General features: G+C 68.8%; 15 protein-coding genes. 9 read left to right on the forward strand and 6 right to left on the reverse strand.

The window, feature by feature from the left end:
• The first annotated feature begins 67 nt into the window (after positions 1 to 67).
• From leuS to holA, 4 genes are all read left to right on the forward strand, one after another.
• Positions 68 to 2,560 carry a leucine--tRNA ligase gene (leuS, locus tag WA967_RS04935; RefSeq protein ID WP_424419776.1) on the forward strand — a complete coding sequence of 831 codons (2,493 nt, stop codon included), beginning with the start codon at positions 68 to 70 and terminating at the stop codon, positions 2,558 to 2,560.
• Positions 2,561 to 2,681: 121 nt separating this feature from the next.
• Entirely contained in the window at positions 2,682 to 3,305 is a 624-nt protein-coding gene (locus WA967_RS04940) for a helix-hairpin-helix domain-containing protein (protein ID WP_424419777.1), read from the forward strand.
• Positions 3,302 to 5,584: a ComEC/Rec2 family competence protein gene (locus WA967_RS04945; protein ID WP_424419778.1), complete on the forward strand. Its 2,283-nt coding sequence runs from the start codon at positions 3,302 to 3,304 to the stop codon at positions 5,582 to 5,584. The genes WA967_RS04940 and WA967_RS04945 overlap by 4 nt, the downstream gene beginning before the upstream one ends.
• A 31-nt stretch (positions 5,585 to 5,615) precedes the next feature.
• Positions 5,616 to 6,638, forward strand: coding sequence for a DNA polymerase III subunit delta (holA, locus tag WA967_RS04950; RefSeq protein WP_424419779.1), 1,023 nt, complete (start codon positions 5,616 to 5,618; stop codon positions 6,636 to 6,638).
• Positions 6,639 to 6,723: 85 nt separating this feature from the next.
• On the opposite strand, the gene rpsT is transcribed toward holA, so the two are convergent.
• Positions 6,724 to 6,984: a 30S ribosomal protein S20 gene (gene rpsT / locus WA967_RS04955; protein ID WP_424419780.1), complete on the reverse strand. Its 261-nt coding sequence runs from the start codon at positions 6,982 to 6,984 to the stop codon at positions 6,724 to 6,726.
• Between the two features lie 235 nt (positions 6,985 to 7,219).
• Here rpsT and WA967_RS04960 point away from each other — a divergent pair, with 235 nt between their 5' ends.
• Together WA967_RS04960 and WA967_RS04965 are read left to right on the forward strand one after the other, a co-directional pair.
• Complete coding sequence (locus tag WA967_RS04960; RefSeq protein ID WP_424419781.1) at positions 7,220 to 8,581, forward strand: GH1 family beta-glucosidase; 1,362 nt, start codon at positions 7,220 to 7,222, stop codon at positions 8,579 to 8,581.
• Positions 8,578 to 9,813: an MFS transporter gene (locus tag WA967_RS04965; RefSeq protein WP_424419782.1), complete on the forward strand. Its 1,236-nt coding sequence runs from the start codon at positions 8,578 to 8,580 to the stop codon at positions 9,811 to 9,813. The genes WA967_RS04960 and WA967_RS04965 overlap by 4 nt, the downstream gene beginning before the upstream one ends.
• On the opposite strand, the gene WA967_RS04970 is transcribed toward WA967_RS04965, so the two are convergent.
• The 5 genes from WA967_RS04970 to WA967_RS04990 form a co-directional block, all read right to left on the reverse strand.
• Positions 9,764 to 10,486, reverse strand: a complete 723-nt coding sequence (locus WA967_RS04970) for an alpha/beta fold hydrolase (protein WP_424419783.1) — start codon at positions 10,484 to 10,486, stop codon at positions 9,764 to 9,766. The genes WA967_RS04965 and WA967_RS04970 overlap by 50 nt on opposite strands.
• A gap of 84 nt (positions 10,487 to 10,570) precedes the next feature.
• Positions 10,571 to 12,280, reverse strand: coding sequence for an ABC transporter family substrate-binding protein (locus WA967_RS04975; RefSeq protein ID WP_424419784.1), 1,710 nt, complete (start codon positions 12,278 to 12,280; stop codon positions 10,571 to 10,573).
• 128 nt (positions 12,281 to 12,408) lie between these two features.
• On the reverse strand, positions 12,409 to 14,352 hold the full coding sequence (locus WA967_RS04980; protein ID WP_424419785.1) for an ABC transporter ATP-binding protein: 1,944 nt from the start codon (positions 14,350 to 14,352) through the stop codon (positions 12,409 to 12,411).
• The gene (locus WA967_RS04985; protein WP_424419786.1) at positions 14,349 to 15,281 is read right to left on the reverse strand and encodes an ABC transporter permease; all 933 of its coding nucleotides are present in this window, start codon (positions 15,279 to 15,281) and stop codon (positions 14,349 to 14,351) included. Before WA967_RS04985 ends, WA967_RS04980 begins: the two co-directional genes overlap by 4 nt.
• Before the next feature lies 1 nt (position 15,282).
• Positions 15,283 to 16,266: an ABC transporter permease gene (locus WA967_RS04990; protein WP_424419787.1), complete on the reverse strand. Its 984-nt coding sequence runs from the start codon at positions 16,264 to 16,266 to the stop codon at positions 15,283 to 15,285.
• Between the two features lie 255 nt (positions 16,267 to 16,521).
• Between WA967_RS04990 and lepA the strand changes: the two genes are divergently transcribed.
• From lepA to hemW, 3 genes are read left to right on the forward strand one after another with little or no spacing between them, the layout of a single operon-like run.
• Positions 16,522 to 18,369: a translation elongation factor 4 gene (gene lepA / locus WA967_RS04995; RefSeq protein WP_424419788.1), complete on the forward strand. Its 1,848-nt coding sequence runs from the start codon at positions 16,522 to 16,524 to the stop codon at positions 18,367 to 18,369.
• A 51-nt stretch (positions 18,370 to 18,420) separates the two neighbouring features.
• Positions 18,421 to 19,071 (forward strand): DUF1990 family protein, encoded by a 651-nt coding sequence (locus tag WA967_RS05000; protein WP_424419789.1) that lies wholly within the window; start codon positions 18,421 to 18,423, stop codon positions 19,069 to 19,071.
• Positions 19,071 to 20,291: a radical SAM family heme chaperone HemW gene (hemW, locus tag WA967_RS05005; protein ID WP_424419790.1), complete on the forward strand. Its 1,221-nt coding sequence runs from the start codon at positions 19,071 to 19,073 to the stop codon at positions 20,289 to 20,291. The genes WA967_RS05000 and hemW overlap by 1 nt, the downstream gene beginning before the upstream one ends.
• Positions 20,292 to 20,312 lie beyond the last annotated feature (21 nt).

Genomic DNA, 20,312 nt, shown 5'->3' on the forward strand with positions numbered 1-20,312 from the left:
GCATCTTCAGATTGGTCGTTCCTTGTCCGAGCACGCGTCCGAAACCACCACCGAACCCGCTGAGGCGATGTCCGCGCATGACATCCAGGCCAAGTGGCAGCAGTTCTGGGCGGAGGACGAGACGTTCCTCGCCGGTGGTGAGGGCGACGAGCGGCCCCGCAAGTACATCCTGGGAATGTTCCCGTATCCCTCCGGCGATCTGCACATGGGGCACGCGATCAACTACCTGTACCCCGACATCGTGGCGCGCTACTGGCGGCACCGCGGGTACAACGTGCTCAACCCGATCGGCTGGGACTCGTTCGGCCTGCCCGCCGAGAACGCCGCCATCAAGCGCGGCGCGGACCCGCGCGAGTGGACGTACAAGAACATCGACCAGCACAAGGCGGGCTTCCGCGGCTACGGCATGTCGTACGACTGGTCGCGCGTGCTGCACACCTCGGACCCGGAGTACTACCGCTGGAACCAGTGGCTGTTCCTGAAGCTGCACGAGCGCGGCCTGGCATACCGCCGCAAGAGCGCTGTGAACTGGTGTCCCAAGGACCAGACCGTGCTGGCCAACGAACAGGTCGTCGACGGGCGCTGCGAGCGCTGCGGCACCGAGGTCGTGAAGAAGAAGCTCACCCAGTGGTACTTCAAGATCACCGAGTACGCCGATCGGCTGCTGGACGACCTGGACGCGCTCGAGGGGCACTGGCCGCACAAGGTGCTGCAGATGCAGCGCAACTGGATCGGCCGCTCCACCGGCGCCGACGTGGACTTCCGCATCGAGGGCCGCGACGAGCCCGTCACGGTGTTCACCACGCGCCCCGACACCCTGCACGGCGCCACGTTCTTCGTGGTCGCGCCCGACTCCGACTTGGCCGCCGAGCTGGCATCCGGATCCTCCGCCGAGGTTCGCATGCGCTTCCAGGACTACCTGGAGCAGGTGCAGAAGCAGACCGAGATCGAGCGTCAGTCCACCGACCGCCCCAAGACCGGCGTGTTCCTGGACCGTCACGTCATCAACCCGGTCAACGGCGAGCGGATGCCGATCTGGGCGGCCGACTACGTGCTGGCCGACTACGGCCACGGCGCCGTGATGGCCGTGCCCGCGCACGACCAGCGCGACCTGGACTTCGCCCGTGCCTTCGACCTGCCCGTGCGCGTGGTGCTGGACACCACGGCACCCGGCGGCGCGAACGAGGGCGAGGACCTGGCCGAGCTCGACCCGGCGGTCACCGGAAAGGCCCTGACCGGCAACGGCCGCATGACCGGCTCAGGCGACCTCGACGGGCTGGAGAAGAACGAGGCGATCGCCCGCACGATCGAGATGCTGAGCGCCGCCGGCACCGGGCGCGCGGCGAAGAACTTCCGCCTGCGCGACTGGCTGATCTCGCGCCAGCGCTTCTGGGGCACCCCGATCCCCATGCTGCATCTGCAGGATGGTTCGGTCGTGCCGGTTCCCGAGGACCGCCTGCCCGTGCGCCTGCCCGACGTGGAGGGCCTGGACCTGCGCCCCAAGGGCACCTCGCCGCTGGGCGCCGCCGAATCGTGGGTGCGCACGGTCGACCCCGTCTCCGGCGAGCCCGCGCTGCGCGACCCCGACACCATGGACACCTTCGTGGACAGCTCGTGGTACTTCCTGCGCTTCCTGTCGCCGAACAGCGACCAGTTCGCCTTCGACCCGGCGGAGGCCAAGCGCTGGGCGCCGGTGGACGGCTACTTCGGCGGCGTCGAGCACGCGATCCTGCATCTGCTCTACGCGCGCTTCATCACCAAGGTCCTCTTCGACATGGGGCTGATCGACTTCCAGGAGCCGTTCTCCAACCTGGTCAACCAGGGCATGGTCATCATGGACGGCTCCAAGATGTCCAAGAGCAAGGGCAATCTCGTCGAGCTGTCGGACCTGCTGGGTCAGTACGGCGCCGACGCGCTGCGCCTGGGCCTGGCATTCGCGGGCCCCGTGGAGGACGACAAGGAGTGGAACGGCGTCTCGCTCTCCGGGGCTCAGAAGTTCCTCGCCCGCGCCCTGCGTGCCGGAGACGAGACCTCCAGTCCGGTGGGGGCGGATGCCTCCCGCGGCGACGTCGTGCTGCGCCGCATCACGCACCGCCTGCTGGCCGACGCTCCGACCCTTCTCGAGCAGACCAAGTTCAATGTGCTGGTCGCGCGTCTGATGGAGCTGGTCAACGGCATCCGCAAGACCATCGACGCGGGTGCCGGCGCGGCCGACCCTGCCGTGCGCGAGGCGACCGAGACCGTCGCGCTGCTGCTGGAGCCCATCGCCCCGCACACCGCCGAGGAGCTGTGGTCGCGTCTGGGTCACGAGCCGTCGCTGAGCGAGATCGCCTGGCCGGATGCCGATCCCGCGCTGCTCGTGCAGGACACCGCCACCACGGCCGTGCAGGTGAACGGCAAGGTTCGCGCCACCCTCGACGTCCCCGCGGACATCAGCGAGGCCGAGCTGGAGGCCGCCGCCCGCGCCGACGAGAAGGTGCAGCGGGCCCTGGAGGGCAAGGAGATCGTACGCGTCATCGTGCGCGCTCCGAAGATCGTCAACTTCGCCGTCAAGGGCTGACCTCAGGGCCGGGTCGCTGAGCCCGCCGAGAACTCCTGCACATCCCCCCGATGTGCAGGAGTTCTCCACATGCGCCGGGATTCCGGCATCCGCCGTCCGCGCGGGTGCGTAGCGTGACGGAGTGCCCGCATCTCCGCCGTCTGAACAGGACGCCCCGCCGCGTCCTCGTCTGAGGCTGGGCATCGGCGCCGCCGTCACGCTGGGGCTCGTCGTGCTCTCCGCCGCGGTGGGCTGGGGCATCCTGCGAGGGCAGTCGACCCCCGTGGACGCGATCAGCCTGAAGGGCGGCTCGTCCACCTCGACGCCCGCCGACGGCGGGCTGTACGTGCACGTGCTGGGCGAGGTCGAGCACCCCGGTCTGTACATCCTCGACGCCGATGCGCGGCTGGTCGACGCGCTGGCCGCCGCCGGCGGGACACGAGAGGATGCCGACCTGCAGGCCGTGAACCTCGCCCGCGCGCTCACCGACGGCGAGCAGATCATCGTGCCGGCCCGGGGCGTGGCATCCGACGCGGCCGCGGGCGAGGCCGCGGAGTCGGCCATCGGTGCGGACGGGAAGGTCGATCTCAACGCCGCCACGCAGGATGACCTGGAGACGCTGCCGCGGATCGGCCCGGCGCTCGCGCAGCGCATCCTGGACTGGCGGGAGAAGAACGGCAGGTTCCGCGCCGTCGACGACCTGCTGGCGGTGCCGGGCATCGGCGACAAGCTGCTGGCCGGGATGCGCGACAAGGTGCGTGTATGAAGGACCTGCGCACTGGCATCCTGGCGCTGCTGCTCTGGGCGGTGGCGCTGCTGTGCATTCAGCTGCCGGTGCTCACGCTGCCCCTGGCGGGCGCCTGTGGGGCAGGGGCTGTCGGGGTGCTGCTGGCGGGCCGGTGGAGGCGGGGCTTCGTCGTGCTGGTGCTGCTGTGCGCGAGCGCGGTGGGGCTGGTCGTCGCCGGCGCTCAGCCGCAGCGCGCCGTGCTGGCGCAGTCCGACGGGCGGGCGGTGGAGGCCGTCGTGGAGGTCGCATCGTCGGCATCCGTGGGCGAGGACGGGCGACTGTGGTTCGACGCCCAGACCGTGAGCGTGGGGTCACCCGGTCGAACGGAGCCGTTGAGCGCTCGCGTGCGGGTGGGAGTGGAACCCGTCCCCGGCGTCGACATGGGCGCCCGCCTGCGGGTGACCGGTCAGGGCAAGGCCACCGGGCCGAGTGAGCAGGCGGGGCTGGTGATCTTCGGCACAGACGTGGAGGTCGCATCGCCGGCATCCGGTGTCTTCGCCGTCGCCGCCGGCACGCGGGCGACCTTCGTGGCCCGTGCGACTCGGCTGCCCGAACCGGGTGCGGGCCTGCTGCCCGGCCTCGCCGTCGGCGACACCCGGGCGGTCTCTCCAGAGCTGAACGACGCCATGATCGCGTCGGGGCTCTCGCACCTGACGGCGGTCAGCGGCAGCAACTGCATGGTGATCGTCGCCGCAGTGTTCTGGCTGGTCTCGCTGGCGGGCGGCAGCCGCGCGCTGCGGGTCGTGCTCTCGCTGACCGCGCTGGGCGCGTTCGTCGTGCTGGTCACCCCGGAGCCCAGCGTGGTGCGCGCGGCGGTCATGGCGGCGCTGGCGATGCTGAGCATCCTTCTGGGGCGTCCCAGTGCGGGCCTGGCGATGCTGTCGCTGGCGGTGTGCGGACTGCTCATCGCGGATCCCTGGTTCGCCGCGTCGCCCGGCTTCGCCCTGTCGGCGGCGGCCACGGCCGCGCTGCTGGTGCTGTCGAGGCCGCTGCTGCGGGGGCTCGGGCGGTGGATGCCGGCGCCGCTGGCCCTCGCGCTGTCCGTGCCGCTGGCAGCGCAAGTGGTCTGCGGGCCGATCATCGCGCTGTTCTCGGAGCAGCAGTCGCTGGTCGCCGTCGTGGCCAACCTCATCGCCGAGCCCGCGGCGCCCATCGCCACGGTCGTGGGACTGCTGGCATGCCTGACCGCCGGCATCCCGCCGCTGGCCGACCTGCTGGCGGCCGGAGCCTGGCTTCCGGCGGCATGGATCGACACGACGGCGACGGTGAGCGCGGGACTGCCCGGAGCCACGGTCGCGGTGGTGGCAGGCCCGGTTGCGGCTGTCATCGTGGCGGTGCTGAGCATCGCCGTCGTGGTCGTGCTGGCCAGGCCCCGCAGGCGGTGGCTGCGCACCGCATCCGCAGTCGTCCTGATCGTCGCGCTGGCAGCCGCGGGCGGGCGGATGCTGCTCAGCGGCCCTCTGGCGCCGTTGACGACACCGTCGGACTGGGCTGTGGCGGCCTGCGACATCGGTCAGGGGGATGCCGTGCTGCTGCGCTCGGCGGGGATGACCGCCCTCGTCGACACCGGACCCGACCCTGATCTGCTGACGCGCTGCCTGGCGCAGACCGGCGTCTCCCGCGTCGACCTGCTGGTGCTCACGCACTTCGACCTGGATCACGTCGGCGGCACCTCCGCGGTCTTCGGGAAGGTGGGAACCGTGCTGCACGGACCCGTCACCGAGAACGACGAGCGGCGGATGCTGGCACGACTGGCCGACGGGGGAGCGAGGCTGCAGGACGCCAGCACCGGGCTGTCCGGCACGCTCGGCGACGCGCGCTGGCGAGTGCTGTGGCCGGATGCCGATCCGCGCGTCTTCCCCTCGGGCAATGACGCCAGCGTCGTGCTGGAGGTCTCCGGCGGCGGCATCCCGCGCACCGTCCTGCTGGGCGACCTGGGCGCAGGATCCCAGCGGCTGCTGCTGAGCTCGGGCCGACTGCACGGCGCGTACGACGTCGTGAAGGTCGCGCACCATGGCAGCCGCGACCAGGAGCCCGGCCTGTACGAGGCCGTCCGCGCCTCGGTCGGGCTGATCAGCGTGGGGGCGGACAACGACTACGGACACCCGCGTCCGGAGACTCTGGCACTGCTGGAAGCCGCGGGCACCCGGGCGCTGCGCACCGACCGACGCGGCACGATCCTGCTGGGCGAGCGCGACGGCGAGCTGCTGATGTGGTCCACCCGCGCTCCGCCCGGAGAGCCCCCATCCGAAGGGTGACGATGTCTTCACCGCCGATAGGCTGGAGAGCATGGCAGCACCGAAGACCGCGAAGGGCGCGAAGATCCCGCAGATCTCATGGCGCGAGCCTCGCCCCGCACCCATCGTGCTGGTCTCCGGGCCCGAGGAGGTGCTGGCCGAGCGTGCCATCGCCGGCGTGCGCGACTACCTGCGCGCCGAAGACGCGGCGCTGGAGGTCAGCGACATCCGTGCCGACGACTACGCCGCGGGCACGTTGCTGGGACTCACCTCGCCGTCGCTGTTCGGCGAGCCGCGGCTGGTGCGCGTGGCCGGGGTCGAGAAGTGCACGGACGCCTTCCTGCAGGAGGCCGTGAAGTACCTCGAGCACCCGCAGGAGGGCGCCACGGTCATCCTGCGCCACACCGGAGCCACGGTGCGGGGCAAGAAGCTGCTGGACGCCGTGCGCGCGGGTACGGGCGGGGGGATCGAGATCCCCTGCGCGGCCGTCAAGCGCGACAGCGACCGCGTGGACTTCGCGGCGGGGGAGTTCAAGGCCGCCCGCAAGCGCATCGCGCCGACGGCGCTGCGCTCCCTGGTCTCGGCCTTCGCCGACGACCTCACCGAGCTCGCCGCCGCCTGCCAGCAGCTGATCGGCGACGTCGAGGGCGACATCACCGACGAGGTCGTCACCCGCTACTACGGCGGACGTGTCGAGGTGTCGGCGTTCGTGGTGGCCGACACGGCCATCGCCGGTCGCTACGGCGAGGCGCTGGTCGCCCTGCGGCACGCCCTCGCCTCCGGAGCCGACCCGGTGCCGTTGGTCGCCGCCTTCGCCATGAAGCTGCGCACCATGGCCCGCGTGGCGGGCAACCGGGAGCCCAGCCGGCAGCTCGCGCAGCGCCTGGGTATGAAGGACTGGCAGGTCGACCGCGCCCGCCGCGATCTGCGCGGCTGGAACGAGCGCTCCCTCGGCATGGCCATCCAGGCCACTGCCCGCGCGGACGCCGACGTCAAGGGCGCTGCGCGCGACCCGATCTTCGCGCTGGAGCGCATGGTGGCCGTCGTCGCCACCCGCGAGCCGTACGGCGCCTGACCAGCAGACAGCCGGGTTGCTGAGCCTGTCGAAGCCAAGCAGAAGGCCGCCCCGTGAACGGGACGGCCTTCTCGTGTCTGCGGGCTCAGAGAGCGGCGACCTGCTTGGCGATGGCCGACTTGCGGTTCTTCGCCTGGTTCTTGTGCACGACGCCCTTGCTGACGGCCTTGTCGAGCTTGACGGACGCGACCTTGAGGGCGGCCTCAGCGGCCTCCTTGTCACCGGCGATGACGGCCTCGCGGGTCTTGCGGACGACGGTCTTCAGCTCGCTCTTGACGGCCTTGTTGCGCTCCTGCGCCTTCAGGTTGGTCTTGTTGCGCTTGATCTGCGACTTGATGTTTGCCACGTGTGGACGCTTTCTGTCTGGATGGGAATCGGATGCTGCAGACGAGAGAGGGCGCCGACAGCGGTCGTGAGGGGCGAACCCACACGCAAGCCAAGAGTCAATGCTACCAGCACCGGGCGGGTCGGCGCGAAACGGGGGGAGGAGCGCGAGTCGAGGATGATATTCAGTCGCGCAATGCATGAGACTGGGTGCACAATCGGTGTACCCCGATGGACGATGACGTCAAAGGAGCACGATGTCCGCCTCGCAGTCTGCACTCCGGATTCCCGCGAACCTGCGCTGGTCCACAGCCACCTCCGCCTTCCAGATCGAGGGATCCCGCACCGCCGACGGTCGCGGCAGGTCCATCTGGGACGACTTCGTCGACCGGCCCGGCGCCGTGATCGACGGCGGCACTGCGGAGCGGGCCTGCGACAGCTATCGCCGCACGGCGGACGATATCGCGCTGCTCGCAGACCTGGGTGTGAACGGCTACCGCTTCTCGATCCCGTGGGTGCGCATCCAGCCCGGCGGAGCGGGACCGGCGAATCAGCGCGCGCTGGACCACTACGAGAGGTTCGTCGACGCGCTGCTCGAGCACGGCCTCACCCCCGAGCCGACGCTCTATCACTGGGAGCTGCCCGTCGAGCTCGAGGCCGATGGCGGCTGGCTGACCCGCGACATCGTCGACCGCTTCGCCGAGTACGCGGGGCTCGTGGGCGAGCGTCTGGCCGATCGCACGGCGCGCTGGTACACGATCAACGAAGCCGCGATGACCACGCTGCAGGGCTACGGCACCGGCGAGCTCGCGCCGGCCAGGCAGCTGCTGTTCGGCGCGCTGCCCACCGTGCACCACCAGCTGCTGGCGCACGCGCGCGCGGCATCGGTTCTACGTGCCGCCGGAGCTGCGCAGGTGGGGCTCACCAACAACCACACCCTGGTGATCCCCGCGAGCGGGTCGGATGCCGATCTCGCCGCCGCGCACGTCTACGACCTCGTGCACAACAGAATGTTCTCCGAACCCCTGCTGGCCGGCGCGTATCCCGACATCCAGGCTCTCGGGCTGCCGCCGATGCCGGTGCAGGACGGCGATCTGGACGAGATCGCCTCATCCTGCGACTTCTACGGAGTGAACTTCTACAACCCCACCACCGTGGCCGCGGCTCCCGAGGGCAGCCCCATCCCGTTCGATCTGGTGTCCACGCCGGGAGCGCCGCTGACGGGCTTCGGCTGGCCCATCGTCCCCGAGGCCCTGCGCGACTTCCTCGTGGACCTGCACCACCGGCATCCGGACATGCCGCCGATCGTGATCGGCGAGAACGGCGCATCCTTCCCTGAACCCGACGGGTCCGGGCGCGTGCAGGACGACGACCGCATCGACTACCTCGCCCGGCACATCGACGCGGTCGCCCAGGCCATCGATCGGGGCGTGCCGGTGGACGAGTACACGGTCTGGTCGCTGATGGACAACTTCGAGTGGGCCGACGGGTGCACGCAGCGCTTCGGGCTCGTGCACGTGGACTTCGCCACCGGCATCCGCACACCCAAGGCGTCGTACGACTGGTATCGCGACCTGATCCGCCGGTCCCGCACCGCCGCCGAGGGGACTGCCCGATGACCGCGACGGCCAAGGTCGGCGCCCGCTGGATGACGCTGTTCACCTTGGCCTGGCTGGCCATCTGGACCGTGCAGCTCACGCCGGTTCAGCTGCTGCTCCCGCTGCAGCTGAACACCTCCGACGACGACTGGATCCGCGGCGTGGTCTCCTCGGGCTTCGTGCTGGGCATCGGAGGGCTGTTCGGCATCGTCGCGGCGCCGCTCGTCGGTGCGATCTCAGATCGTTCCAGATCTTCGCGCGGACGCCGCCGCCCGTGGGCGCTGGCCGGCGTGTGGCTGGCCGCGATCTTCCTGGTGCTGACCGGACTGGTCGACGGTCCGTGGCTGGTCGGCGCGTGCTGGGTGGGCGTGTCGATCGGCATTTCGGTGGCCTCGGCGGCGTTCACGGCCCTCATCGCCGATCAGCTGCCGCCTGCGCAGCGGGGTGCGGCATCATCCGCCGTCGGGTCAAGCCAGGCCGTCGGCATCGTGCTGGGCGTGGGCCTGGTCGTGCTCCTGGGCTTGGGCGTGCTGGCCGGCTATCTGCTGCTGGCTGTCGTCATCGCCGTGATCGGCACGGGGGCCGCACTGCTGCTGCCGGATCCGCCGGCAGTGGCGTCGGATCTTCCGCGGCGCACCGCGAACCGGGGACGGCTCGCCTCGCTGCGTGATCGCGACTTCGCCTGGATGCTGTGGGGCCGGCTCGTCTCGAACATCGGCAACGCGCTGGGCACGGCGCTGTTCCTCTTCTTCCTGCTGCACGGACTGAACCAGCCCGAGGCCCAGGCGCAGGACAACCTGCTGCTGCTGATCGTCGTCTACACGGTGTTCGTCGTGATCGCGTCGATCTTCACCGGCATCCTCTCCGACCGCACCGGGAAGCGCCGCGGGCTGACTGTGGCGGCGACGTTCGTGCAGGCGGCGTCCGGTGTGGTGGTGGTCATCCTGCCCACGTTCGAGACCACTCTGGTCGCGGCGGCCCTGATGGGCCTCGGCTACGGCGCATTCTCCACGGTGGGCCTGGCGTTCGCCACCGACCTGCTGCCCGACGAGCAGGACCACGCCAGGGACCTCGGCATCGTCAACGTCACCGCGGCACTGGGGCAGCTCATCGGACCCATGGCCGGGGCGGGGCTGGTCGCGCTGGTCGGCGGCTTCTGGCTGGTGTTCCTGATGGCTGCGGTGCTGTCGGTGCTGGGCGGCCTCATGACCGCTCTCGCACGGTCGCCAGAGCCAGCCCCAGCACCGCGTTGAACACGCGCGGCCGCATGGCCGTGACCAGGTGCGTCGTGCGGGGCACGACGATCAGCTCGGCGTGCGGGGCGAGCCGGCGGAACAGCCGCTCGTGCGTGCGCAGCTGGTCGAACTGCCCGTTCACGAACCACAGCGGGATGCGGATGCGCACGACGGCTGAGGCGATGTCCAGCGCAGCGAGGCTCCGGAGCGCGGCATCCTGGGCATCCAGCGCATAGCCGCCGGCGCCGAAGTCCGCGCGCGTCTCTGACGGAATCGTCGCATCGAGGATTCGCTCGGTGATCCAGTCCCCGTGGTCTGGGAGCCTGTTGACGGCTCCCGCGAGCATCCGGTAAGCGGCGAGTCCTGCACCGCGGGGGAGCGCACTGCAGGAGGCCGCGACCAGTCCCGCCACCGGCGGCGTCTGCTCACCGCCCGTGTACGCCAGCGACAGCAGCCCGCCCATCGAGTGCCCCACCAGCAGCACCGGACCCTGCTGCGCGGCGCTGCGGACAGCCGCATCGATGGTGTGCAGCGCCTCATGCAGGGTGAAGTCCTCGTCCATCCGGGTGCCGTGACCGGGCAGATCGACAGCGGTGGCGCGGATGCCCGCCGCCTCGAGATAGGCCAGCTGGGCGCGCCACATCGTCGCAGAGGTGCGGATGCCGTGCACCAGGACGACCTGTTCGCTCACGCTCCCAGCATAGGAAAGCGGGGCCGGTGGATGAACCACCGGCCCCGCGTCCTTCGACGGGCTCAGGAGCCCTTCGTCAGGTGCTTACTTCTCCCAGCCGAAGTTCTCGACGGGCTGGTTGCCGAACAGGTCGAGACCGGAGTACGGCCACGGCGTGAGGTTGGCAAGACCCTTCTTGACGGCGTAGATCATCGGGCCGTTGTAGATCGGGATGATGCCCCACTCCTTGAGGATCTCGGGCTCGAGCTTGTTCGAGGCCTCGATCTGCTTCTCCGGCGTGGTCTGCGACTCGACCTGGTCGTGGATCTTCTGGTCGGTCTCGGCGTTCTGCACGCCGGACAGGTTCAGACCCTGGTCCTGGCCGTACATCTGGAAGAACCAGGCCGGGCCGAACGGGTCGGACGAGGTGAAGCGAAGCCCGACGACGTCCCAGTTCTTGCCGTTGTAGTCGTCGGCGAACTTGTTGGAGGGGCGGACGTCGACCTTCAGATCGATGCCGACCTCCTTCTCCATCTTCTGCAGCGACTGCGCGAGGGCTGCCTGCGTGGGGTCGTCGCTGAAGATGGGGTAGGTGACGGACAGCTTCACGCCGTCCTTCTCGCGGATGCCGTCGGAGCCCTTCGCCCAGCCGGCGTCGTCGAGCAGCTTGTTCGCCGCCTTCGGGTCGTACTTGTAGCCGGCCTTCTCGAGCGAGTTGCTGTAGCCGGGCTGGAACGAGTAGAGGATGAAGGAGCCTGCGGGCTTCTCGGTGTAGTCCAGGCCGTTCCAGGCGATCTTCTTCTGCTGCTCGATGTTGATCGCGGCGAAGAAGGCCTGACGCACCTTGACGTCCTTGAACTGCGGCTTGTCGGCGTCCACCTCGATGAGGGTGTTCGCGGGCTGCTGCGCGCGGTGGATCGTGATGTCCTTCATGTCGGACACCTGGGCCAGGCGGTCCTTGGTGCCCACGTTGACCTGGTCGATCTGGCCGTTCTTGAAGGCGTTGATCGAAGCCTGCGCGTCCATGCCGGTGAAGGTGAGCTTGTCGAGCAGCGGCTTGTCGCCCCACCACTTGGGGTTCGGCTTGAAGGAGATGAAGTCCTTGTTCGCGTCGAACTGGTCCACGGTGTACGGGCCGGCGCCCCACTCGGCGTGCGGGTTGTCGATCATGGCCTTGTTGAAGGTGTCCGGATCGGCCAGCTTCGGGTGGATGACGCCGCCGTTGAAGGGCATCTCGGGCCAGGCGAACTCGCCCTTGAAGGTCACGATCGCGGTCTTGGGCGTGTCGCCCTGCACGACCGACTCGATCTCCTTGTAGCCGTCCGTCGCGTTCGGGACGAAGCCCTCATCGGTGGAGCGGTTGGCCTTCCACGTGGCGTCGATGGCGGTCCAGTCCATCGGGGTGCCGTCGTTCCAGGTGGCCTTGTCCGTGAACGTGAAGGTCAGGACCGTCTTGCCGTCCTTGACCTCGTGCTTCCACTCGGACAGGTAGTTGTCGTTCTTGTACTCGGTGCCGTCCGGCTTCATCAGGATGATCTGCGGCATGTAGAAGGCGGCGATCGTCGCCGTGTCCGCGCTGGCGTCGCCATTGAACGCGTTCAGCTGCTCGGGGATCTCGTTGATCGCGAGGTTGACGGTACCGCCCTGCTTCATGTTCGAGCGGGGCTGGGGGTTGTAGTCCGAGAGATCGGTCTTCGGCGCATCCTTGCCCCCGTTGTCACCGGTGTTTCCGGTGTTGCCTGCTGCACACCCGCTCAAAACGAGTGCGAAAGCGCCGGAGATTGCCAGCGCTCCCATCAGCTTGTGCTGCTTCATGGTGCTCCTTTCGCCTTTCGGCGTGTCATAAGGGAGGTTAGTTCGCATCGCATCCGAATCGGGACGCACGTGAGTGAATCGTGACTAACCGTTATCCGACGGTTACCGCACTGAAATACCGGTGCGGATCAGACGGTCGCCGGGCGCGTGCTCATGGTCTCCGGGTCGAAGATCACGCGCTGGCGCGTGCGCTCGACGTCGGGATCGGGCACGGGAATGGCCGACAGCAGAGCCTGCGTGTACGGGTGCTGCGGGTTGTCGAAGACGTCGTCGACGTCGCCGTATTCCACGAACTCACCGAGGTACATCACGGCCACCCGATCGGCGATGTGCCGGATCACCGACAAGTCGTGCGCCACGAACAGGTACGACAGGCCCAGCTTGACCTTCAGCTCGTCCAGCAGGTTGATGACACCCGCCTGGATCGACACGTCCAGCGCCGACACGGGCTCGTCGAGCACGACGATCTTCGGATTGGTCGACAGCGCGCGGGCGATGCCGATGCGCTGCCGCTGACCACCAGAGAACGCACCGGGGAAGCGGTCGCGGTGCGCCGGGTCCAGGCCCACGAGGTCCATCAGCTCCTGCACACGGGTGTGGATCTCGTCACGGTGCATGCCGATGGCGTGCATGGGCTCGGCGATGATGTCCGTGACCGTCATGCGAGGGTCCAGGGCCCCCATCGGATCCTGGAACACGATCTGGATGTCGTGCCGCAGCTTTCGCTCGGCCTTCCTGTTGTGCAGGCCGTTCACGCTGGTGCCGCCGATGATGATGTCGCCGTCCTCCTGCTTGACCAGATCCATGATCTGCAGCAGCGTGGTCGTCTTGCCCGAGCCGGACTCGCCCACGATGGCCATCGTCTCGCCCTCGCGGACGTCGAAACTGACGCCCTTGACGGCCTGCACCTCTCCGACCTTGCGCTTGAACAGCGCACCCTTCAGCAGCGGGAACGTCTTGCGCATGTTCCGCACTTCGAGGGTGATCGGGCGCTCCTCGCGGGGCATACGGGTCAGGGCGCTGGAGTGCACCGCCGCCGGCGGGTAGACCGGCAGGCCGCCGATGAGTCCGTCGGCGTCGATCTCCTCGGAGCGGATGCAGGCGGCCAGGTGCTGCTCACCGGTCTCCGAGTGCACCGGCACGAGGTCGGGCTCACGTCGGTGGCAGGCGTCGATGGCGATCGGGCACCGTGCGGCGAACGGGCAGGCGTCCGGCAGGTCGATCAGCAGCGGCGGGTTGCCCTTGATCGGGATCAGAGGCTCCTTCTCCACCTTGTCGACGCGGGGGATCGCGCCCAGCAGGCCGATCGAGTACGGCATCTTCGTGTTGTGGAACAGCTCGTGCGCGGGGGCGTGCTCCACCGGCTTGCCCGCGTACATCACCATCACGTCGTCGGCCGTGCGCGCCACCACGCCCATGTCGTGCGTGATCATGATCACGGCGGCGCCGGTCTCGTCCTGCGCCTTCTCGATGAGGTCGAGGATCTGCGCCTGGATCGTGACGTCGAGCGCCGTGGTGGGCTCGTCGCAGATGATCAGCCGCGGGTTGTTGGCCATGGCAATGGCGATCACCACGCGCTGGCGCATACCGCCGGAGAACTCGTGCGGGAACGACTTCATCCGCCGCTCGGGCTTGGAGATGCCCACGACCTTGAGCAGCTCGATCGATCGGTCCCAGGCTGCCGCTTTGGACATGCCGTGATGCGCGGTGAGGGCCTCCACCAGCTGGTCGCCGATGGTGAACACCGGCGTCAGCGAGGTCAGCGGATCCTGGAAGATCATCGCCATGCCGTTGCCGCGGATCATCGACATCTGCTTGTCGGACTTGCCGAGGAGCTCCTGCCCCTCGAACTGCACCGATCCCGTGACCTTCGCGTTCTCGGCCAGCAGGCCCATGATGGCCAGCGAGGTCACGGACTTCCCTGATCCCGACTCGCCCACGATGCCCAGGGTCTTGCCGGCCTCGAGGTCGAACGAGACGCCGCGGACGGCGTCGACGCGACCCGCCTCGGAGGCGAAGCTGACCTTGAGGTCGCGGACGGACAGGACTGTCTTCGAAGTGGGGGTGCTCATGCGCGGCCTCCTGCCGCCGAGGTGGGATCGAGGGCGTCGCGCAGGCCGTCGGCGACCAGCGCCATCGAGACGGTCAGCAGCGTCAGCGCCGCAGCGGGGAAGTAGAACTGCCAGGGCGCGCTGGTGACCGTCGCCGCGCCGTAGCCGATCAGGGATCCCAGCGACACGTCGGGGATCTTCACGCCGAAGCCGATGAACGACAAACCGGTCTCGGTCATCACAGCGGTCACCACGCCGAGCGTGAAGTTGATCACCAGCAGCGAGCCGATGTTGGGCACGAGGTGGCGCATCACGATGGTCATCCCCGGCACGCCCATGTAGCGCGCGGCGTCGATGTACTCGCGCTCGCGCAGCGAGAGCGCCAGCGTCCAGATCACTCGGGCGGGGAAGAACCAGCCGGTGAAGATCATCGCCAGCGAGATCACGCGCCAGTCGCCGCCGGCGTCGTTGGAGATCAGCGCCAGGATCAGGAAGGTCGGCACGACCATGAGGAAGTGGATGATGAGCAGCGTGATCTGCTCCACCCGGCCGCGGAAGTACGCCGCGGCGGTGCCGACGATCGCGGACAGCGCGGTGATGCCGATGGAGACCGTCACGGCGATCATCAGCGAGCGCTGCAGGCCGACCGCGGTCTGCGTCCAGGTGTCGTTGCCGCCGGCGGTGGTGCCGAACCAGTGCTCGGGCGACGGGCCGGTTCCCAGGTTCAGGAAGTCCTGGTCGTCGATCTTGTAGGGCGAGAGCAGCGGGACGACGATCGAGTAGATCACCATCAGGATGAAGATCACGATGCCGGCGACTGCGGGCTTGTTGCGCAGGAAGCGGCGCGTGTACAGCGACCACTTGCTCAGCTGCTTGCCGGGCAGGCGCTCGGCGGTGGTGTCCGGGCCCACGGGGGGCTGGACGGCGGGGTCGATCATGTCGGTGGTCATGTCAGCTCACCCTCACTCGCGGGTCGAGGGCAACGACGGCGATGTCGGCGAGCAGGGCGCCGATGGCGGTCAGCACGGCGCCGAACGCGGCGACGGCGACCACACCGTGGATGTCGTTTCCGTTGATGGTGGTCAGGAAGTATCGGCCCATGCCCTGCCAGGCGAAGATCGTCTCGGTCAGGATGCCGCCGGTGAAGATCGCGGGGATCGAGAACGCCACCTGGGTGGCCACCGGGATCAGCGAGGTGCGCAGCGCGTGGCGGCGGATGGCCTGCTGCTTGGTCAGGCCCTTGGCCCGCGCTGTGCGCACGTAGTCGGCGCTGATGTTGTCCAGCAGCAGCGTGCGCTGCAGGAAGTGGATGCCGGCGTACTGGATGACCACCAGGGCGATGGTCGGCAGAGCCAGGTGCTGGAGGGCATCGATGATCACGGGGAAGAACCCGGTGACGCCCTCGGTCGACGACCCCGTCACGTAGAACACGCGCACGCCGAGCCAGTCGTTGAACGCGATGGCGAGGAGCACGACGCCCAGGCCCGCGACGATGATGTTGATGTTCATCGTGACGATCGAGATGCCCTGCCAGACCCGGTCGCCGAGCTTGTACTGGCGCGACGCCGTGTACACGCCGATCCAGATGCCCAGCAGCGTGGCGATGATCGTGGCGCCGAGCACGAGCTCCGCGCTCACCCACATGCGGTAAGAGACCTCGTTGTTGACCGAGCCGCCGGTCGGGCTGACGCCCCAGTCCCATCGCAGGAGGATGCCGGTGAACCAGGTCCACCATCGATCCAGCAGCGGGACCGTCGCATCGAGGTTGCGGGGCCGGAGCAGACCCTCGATCTGGTCGGGGCTCAGCGGCGGTTTCCGGCCGACGTAGTTGCTGCGCGGATCGAGGAAGGCCCATGCCAGGAAGTAGGTGACATTGGTCGCGACCACGATCATCAGCAGCCAGCCGAGAGTTCGGCGCACGAGATACTTGATCAAGGTGGTGATTCTTTCTCTTCTACAGACGCGCGCGGGATCTGCCGACGCAGCGCTGGGTCGGAATGATTCAAACACCATCCGAACGATTACGCACACCGACAGCCTGCGTCGGCCGTGACGGAGTCCTGTGCCGCGCGACCTCCCGATGGGGCGGCCGGCGGCAACTTCGCGAGACTATCACCGGTCCGCACGAATGCAGGATTCGCGCGCCCTCTCGTAGACTTGCCGGGATCCCTCCTCCCGTTCAAGGACCACATGTCACCCCGCGCACTCACCCCGCTCCCGCCCGCTGCGACGCCCGCGTCGCAGATCCGGAATTTCTGCATCATCGCCCACATCGACCACGGCAAGTCGACCCTCGCCGATCGGATGCTGCAGATCACCGGCGTGGTGTCCGACCGCGACATGCGCGCCCAGTACCTGGACCGGATGGATATCGAGCGCGAACGCGGCATCACCATCAAGAGCCAGGCCGTGCGGATGCCGTGGCAGACGGATGCCGGGACCTACGCGCTCAACATGATCGACACGCCGGGGCACGTGGACTTCACCTATGAGGTGTCCCGCTCGCTCGCTGCCTGCGAGGGAGCCATCCTGCTGGTCGACGCCGCGCAGGGCATCGAGGCGCAGACCCTCGCGAACCTGTACCTGGCACTGGAGAACGATCTGACGATCATCCCGGTGCTCAACAAGATCGACCTGCCCGCCGCCGAACCCGAGAAGTACGCGAAGGAGCTCGCGGATCTCATCGGCGGCAGCCCCGATGACGTGCTGCGGGTCTCCGGCAAGACCGGCGTCGGCGTGGAGGCGCTGCTGGACCTCATCGTCAGCGAGGTGCCGGCGCCCACGGGAGACGCGGATGCCTCCGCGCGTGCCATGATCTTCGACTCCGTCTACGACGCCTATCGCGGCGTGGTCACCTACGTGCGCATGGTCGATGGCAAGCTGCAGCCGCGTGAGCGCATCCAGATGATGTCCACCGGCGCGAATCACGACCTGCTCGAGATCGGCGTGTCCAGCCCGGAGCCGGTTCCCACCCAGGGGCTCGGCGTCGGCGAGGTCGGCTACCTCATCACCGGTGTGAAGGATGTGCGCCAGTCGAAGGTCGGCGACACCGTCACGACCGCCCGGCGCCCGGCATCCGATGCGCTGGCGGGGTACACCGATCCGAAGCCGATGGTCTTCTCGGGCATCTACCCGATCGACGGCAGCGACTACGCGGAGCTGCGCGAGGCGCTGGACAAGCTCAAGCTCTCCGACGCGTCGCTGCAGTACGAGCCCGAGACCTCGGTCGCGCTGGGCTTCGGCTTCCGCTGCGGATTCCTCGGTCTGCTGCACCTGGAGATCATCCAGGAGCGGCTGTCGCGCGAGTTCGGACTCGACCTGATCACCACGGCGCCCAGCGTGATCTACGAGGTCACCACCGACTCGGGGGAGAAGGTCACCGTCACCAACCCCAGCGAGTACCCCGACGGGCGCGTCGCCGCGGTCGCCGAGCCGATGGTCAAGACCGCCATCCTGCTGCCGAAGGACTACGTCGGCACGGTGATGGAGCTGTGCCAGTCGCGGCGCGGGTCGCTGCTGGGCATGGAGTACTTCTCCGAGGAGCGCGTCGAGCTGCGGTACAACATGCCGCTCGGCGAGATCGTCTTCGACTTCTTCGACCAGCTCAAGTCGAAGACGCAGGGCTACGCCTCGTTGGACTACGAGCCCGCAGGCTCGCAGGAGGCCGACCTGGTCAAGGTCGACATCCTGCTGCAGGGCGAGAAGGTCGACGCGTTCAGCTCGATCGTGCACCGCGACAAGGCGTACGCGTACGGCACCATGATGGCCGAGCGGCTGCGCAAGCTGATCCCTCGCCAGCAGTTCGAGGTGCCCATCCAGGCCGCCATCGGCGCGCGGATCATCGCTCGCGAGACCATCCGCGCCATCCGCAAGGACGTGCTCGCCAAGTGCTACGGCGGTGACATCAGCCGCAAGCGCAAGCTGCTCGAGAAGCAGAAGGAGGGCAAGAAGCGCATGAAGATGGTCGGCCGCGTCGAGGTTCCCCAAGAGGCATTCATCGCCGCGCTGTCGGGGGACGTCGAGGGCAAGAAGCAGTAGTTCCGCACGTCGTGCGGGTGCTGTTCAGGCACGTCGAATAGGCTGGGATTCATGCGTCGCGGGACATTCCGAGAAGGCACGGTGGACTACGCCGCGGTCGGGGCCACTCATGCCCCCGACCTCATGCAGTACCCGCCGGAGGGCAGCATCCCCGCGGAGGAGTCCTGGCGGATCGGCAGCGGCGAGGACCGCTTCCGCATCGCCGGTGAGGCGCTGCTGTCGTGGACGGCGCAACGTGCGGGCGGACTGGAGCTGAGCGATGTGCGCCCGGCATCCGGCGAGAGCTACACCGGCGTCAGCTTCGACGCCGAGGGCACTCCGATCGCCCCCAACCGGAGCCAGGTCGAGCAGCGCTTCGACGCCGAGGGCACTCCGTTCGTCGCGCCGGGGATGACGCTCAAGGTGCGCGGCCGCGTCAAGGGCATGCGGGCGGACGCCGAGCTGCGGGTGATCTCCGTCACCGAGGAGCGTCGCCGGATCGGCTTCGTGCTGGGCACCGTCGGCGGCTCGACGGTCAGCGGCGAGGAGTCGTTCGACATCGACTGGCGCGAGGACACCGACGAGGTGTGGTTCACCGTGCGGGCCTTCGACACGCCGACCTCGATGCTGTACAAGCTCCCGGGCATGGTGCGTCGTCGCCGGCGAGAGCTGTTCTCGCGCTATCTTCGGGCCATCTCCCCCCTGTACGCCACTCCCATCTGATGGGCGGGCCTCTTCCCCTGGGCGACCCGGCTCCCGCCGACGGACGCTTTCCCGCGGGGCTCCTCGTCGATCCCGCCGTCCCGTTCTCGGCGTACCTGCACGTGCCGTTCTGCCGCGTGCGCTGCGGCTACTGCGACTTCAACACCTACACGGCCACCGAGCTGCGCGGCGCGAGGCAGGACCAGTACGCGGACACGCTGATCCGCGAGATCGAGCTGGCTCGCGACGTGCTCGACCAGGTCGGCGGAGTGCGTCCGATGGACACCGTCTTCTTCGGCGGCGGCACGCCCACGCTGCTGCCGGCGGGCGACCTGGCGCGGATGCTGCAGGCCGCGACCGACGCGTTCGGCATCCGCGACGGCGCGGAGGTGACCGTCGAGGCCAATCCCGACACCGTGACGCCGCAGGTCGTGCAGACCCTGCTGGAGGCCGGCGTGACCCGGATGTCCATCGGGATGCAGTCCGCCGTGCCGCACGTGCTGGCAGCACTGGATCGCACGCACGACCCCGAGAACGTGACGACGGCCGTGCGCTTCGCCCGCGAGGCGGGACTCGACGTGAGCGTGGACCTGATCTACGGCGCGCCGGGGGAGTCGCTCGCGGACTGGGAGCGGTCGCTGGATGCTGCACTGGCGCTCGAACCCGACCATATCTCCGCGTACGCGCTGATCATCGAGGACGGCACCAAGCTCGCCAGGCAGATCCGCCGCGGTGAGGTGCCCGCACCCGATGACGACCTGCAGGCGGACATGTACGAGCTCGCCGATCGGCGGCTGGCGGATGCCGGCTTCGACTGGTACGAGGTCAGCAACTGGGCTCGGGCCGGGGGACACGAGTCCCGCCACAACCTCGCGTACTGGCGCGGGTCCGACTGGTGGGGCTTCGGCCCGGGCGCGCACAGCCACGTCGCGGGCCTGCGATGGTGGAATGTGAAGCATCCCGCCGCGTACGCCCAGCGACTGTCACTGGGTGAGTCGCCCGCCGCGGGCCGCGAGCGTCCCGACGAGCAGGCGCGCACGCTGGAGCGCGTGCTGCTGCGCAGTCGGCTCGCCGACGGGCTGGACATCGAGGACATCGCCGAGACGCACCGCGAGCGGGTGGCCGAGCTCATCTCCGATGGGTTGGTGGACGCGGCATCCGCTCTGCGCGACCGCCGCGTGCGCCTGACCCTGCGCGGGCGCCTGCTGGCCGACGCGGTGGTGCGCGCCCTCACGGAATAGGCCCGGGGGTAAGATTGGCAC

This window comes from Microbacterium sp. (assembly GCF_049650565.1).
Taxonomy (GTDB): domain Bacteria; phylum Actinomycetota; class Actinomycetes; order Actinomycetales; family Microbacteriaceae; genus Microbacterium.

Excerpts from the sequence above, each read along its gene's own strand:
- WA967_RS04965 (WP_424419782.1), top strand. The coding sequence starts at position 8,578 with ATGACCGCGACGGCCAAGGTCGGCGCCCGCTGGATGACGCTGTTCACC.
- hemW (WP_424419790.1), top strand. The coding sequence starts at position 19,071 with ATGGGCGGGCCTCTTCCCCTGGGCGACCCGGCTCCCGCCGACGGACGC.
- WA967_RS04985 (WP_424419786.1), bottom strand. The coding sequence starts at position 15,281 with ATGACCACCGACATGATCGACCCCGCCGTCCAGCCCCCCGTGGGCCCG.
- leuS (WP_424419776.1), top strand. The coding sequence starts at position 68 with ATGTCCGCGCATGACATCCAGGCCAAGTGGCAGCAGTTCTGGGCGGAG.
- WA967_RS04945 (WP_424419778.1), top strand. The coding sequence starts at position 3,302 with ATGAAGGACCTGCGCACTGGCATCCTGGCGCTGCTGCTCTGGGCGGTG.
- holA (WP_424419779.1), top strand. The coding sequence starts at position 5,616 with ATGGCAGCACCGAAGACCGCGAAGGGCGCGAAGATCCCGCAGATCTCA.
- lepA (WP_424419788.1), top strand. The coding sequence starts at position 16,522 with ATGTCACCCCGCGCACTCACCCCGCTCCCGCCCGCTGCGACGCCCGCG.
- WA967_RS04960 (WP_424419781.1), top strand. The coding sequence starts at position 7,220 with ATGTCCGCCTCGCAGTCTGCACTCCGGATTCCCGCGAACCTGCGCTGG.
- WA967_RS04975 (WP_424419784.1), bottom strand. The coding sequence starts at position 12,280 with ATGAAGCAGCACAAGCTGATGGGAGCGCTGGCAATCTCCGGCGCTTTC.
- WA967_RS05000 (WP_424419789.1), top strand. The coding sequence starts at position 18,421 with ATGCGTCGCGGGACATTCCGAGAAGGCACGGTGGACTACGCCGCGGTC.
- WA967_RS04980 (WP_424419785.1), bottom strand. The coding sequence starts at position 14,352 with ATGAGCACCCCCACTTCGAAGACAGTCCTGTCCGTCCGCGACCTCAAG.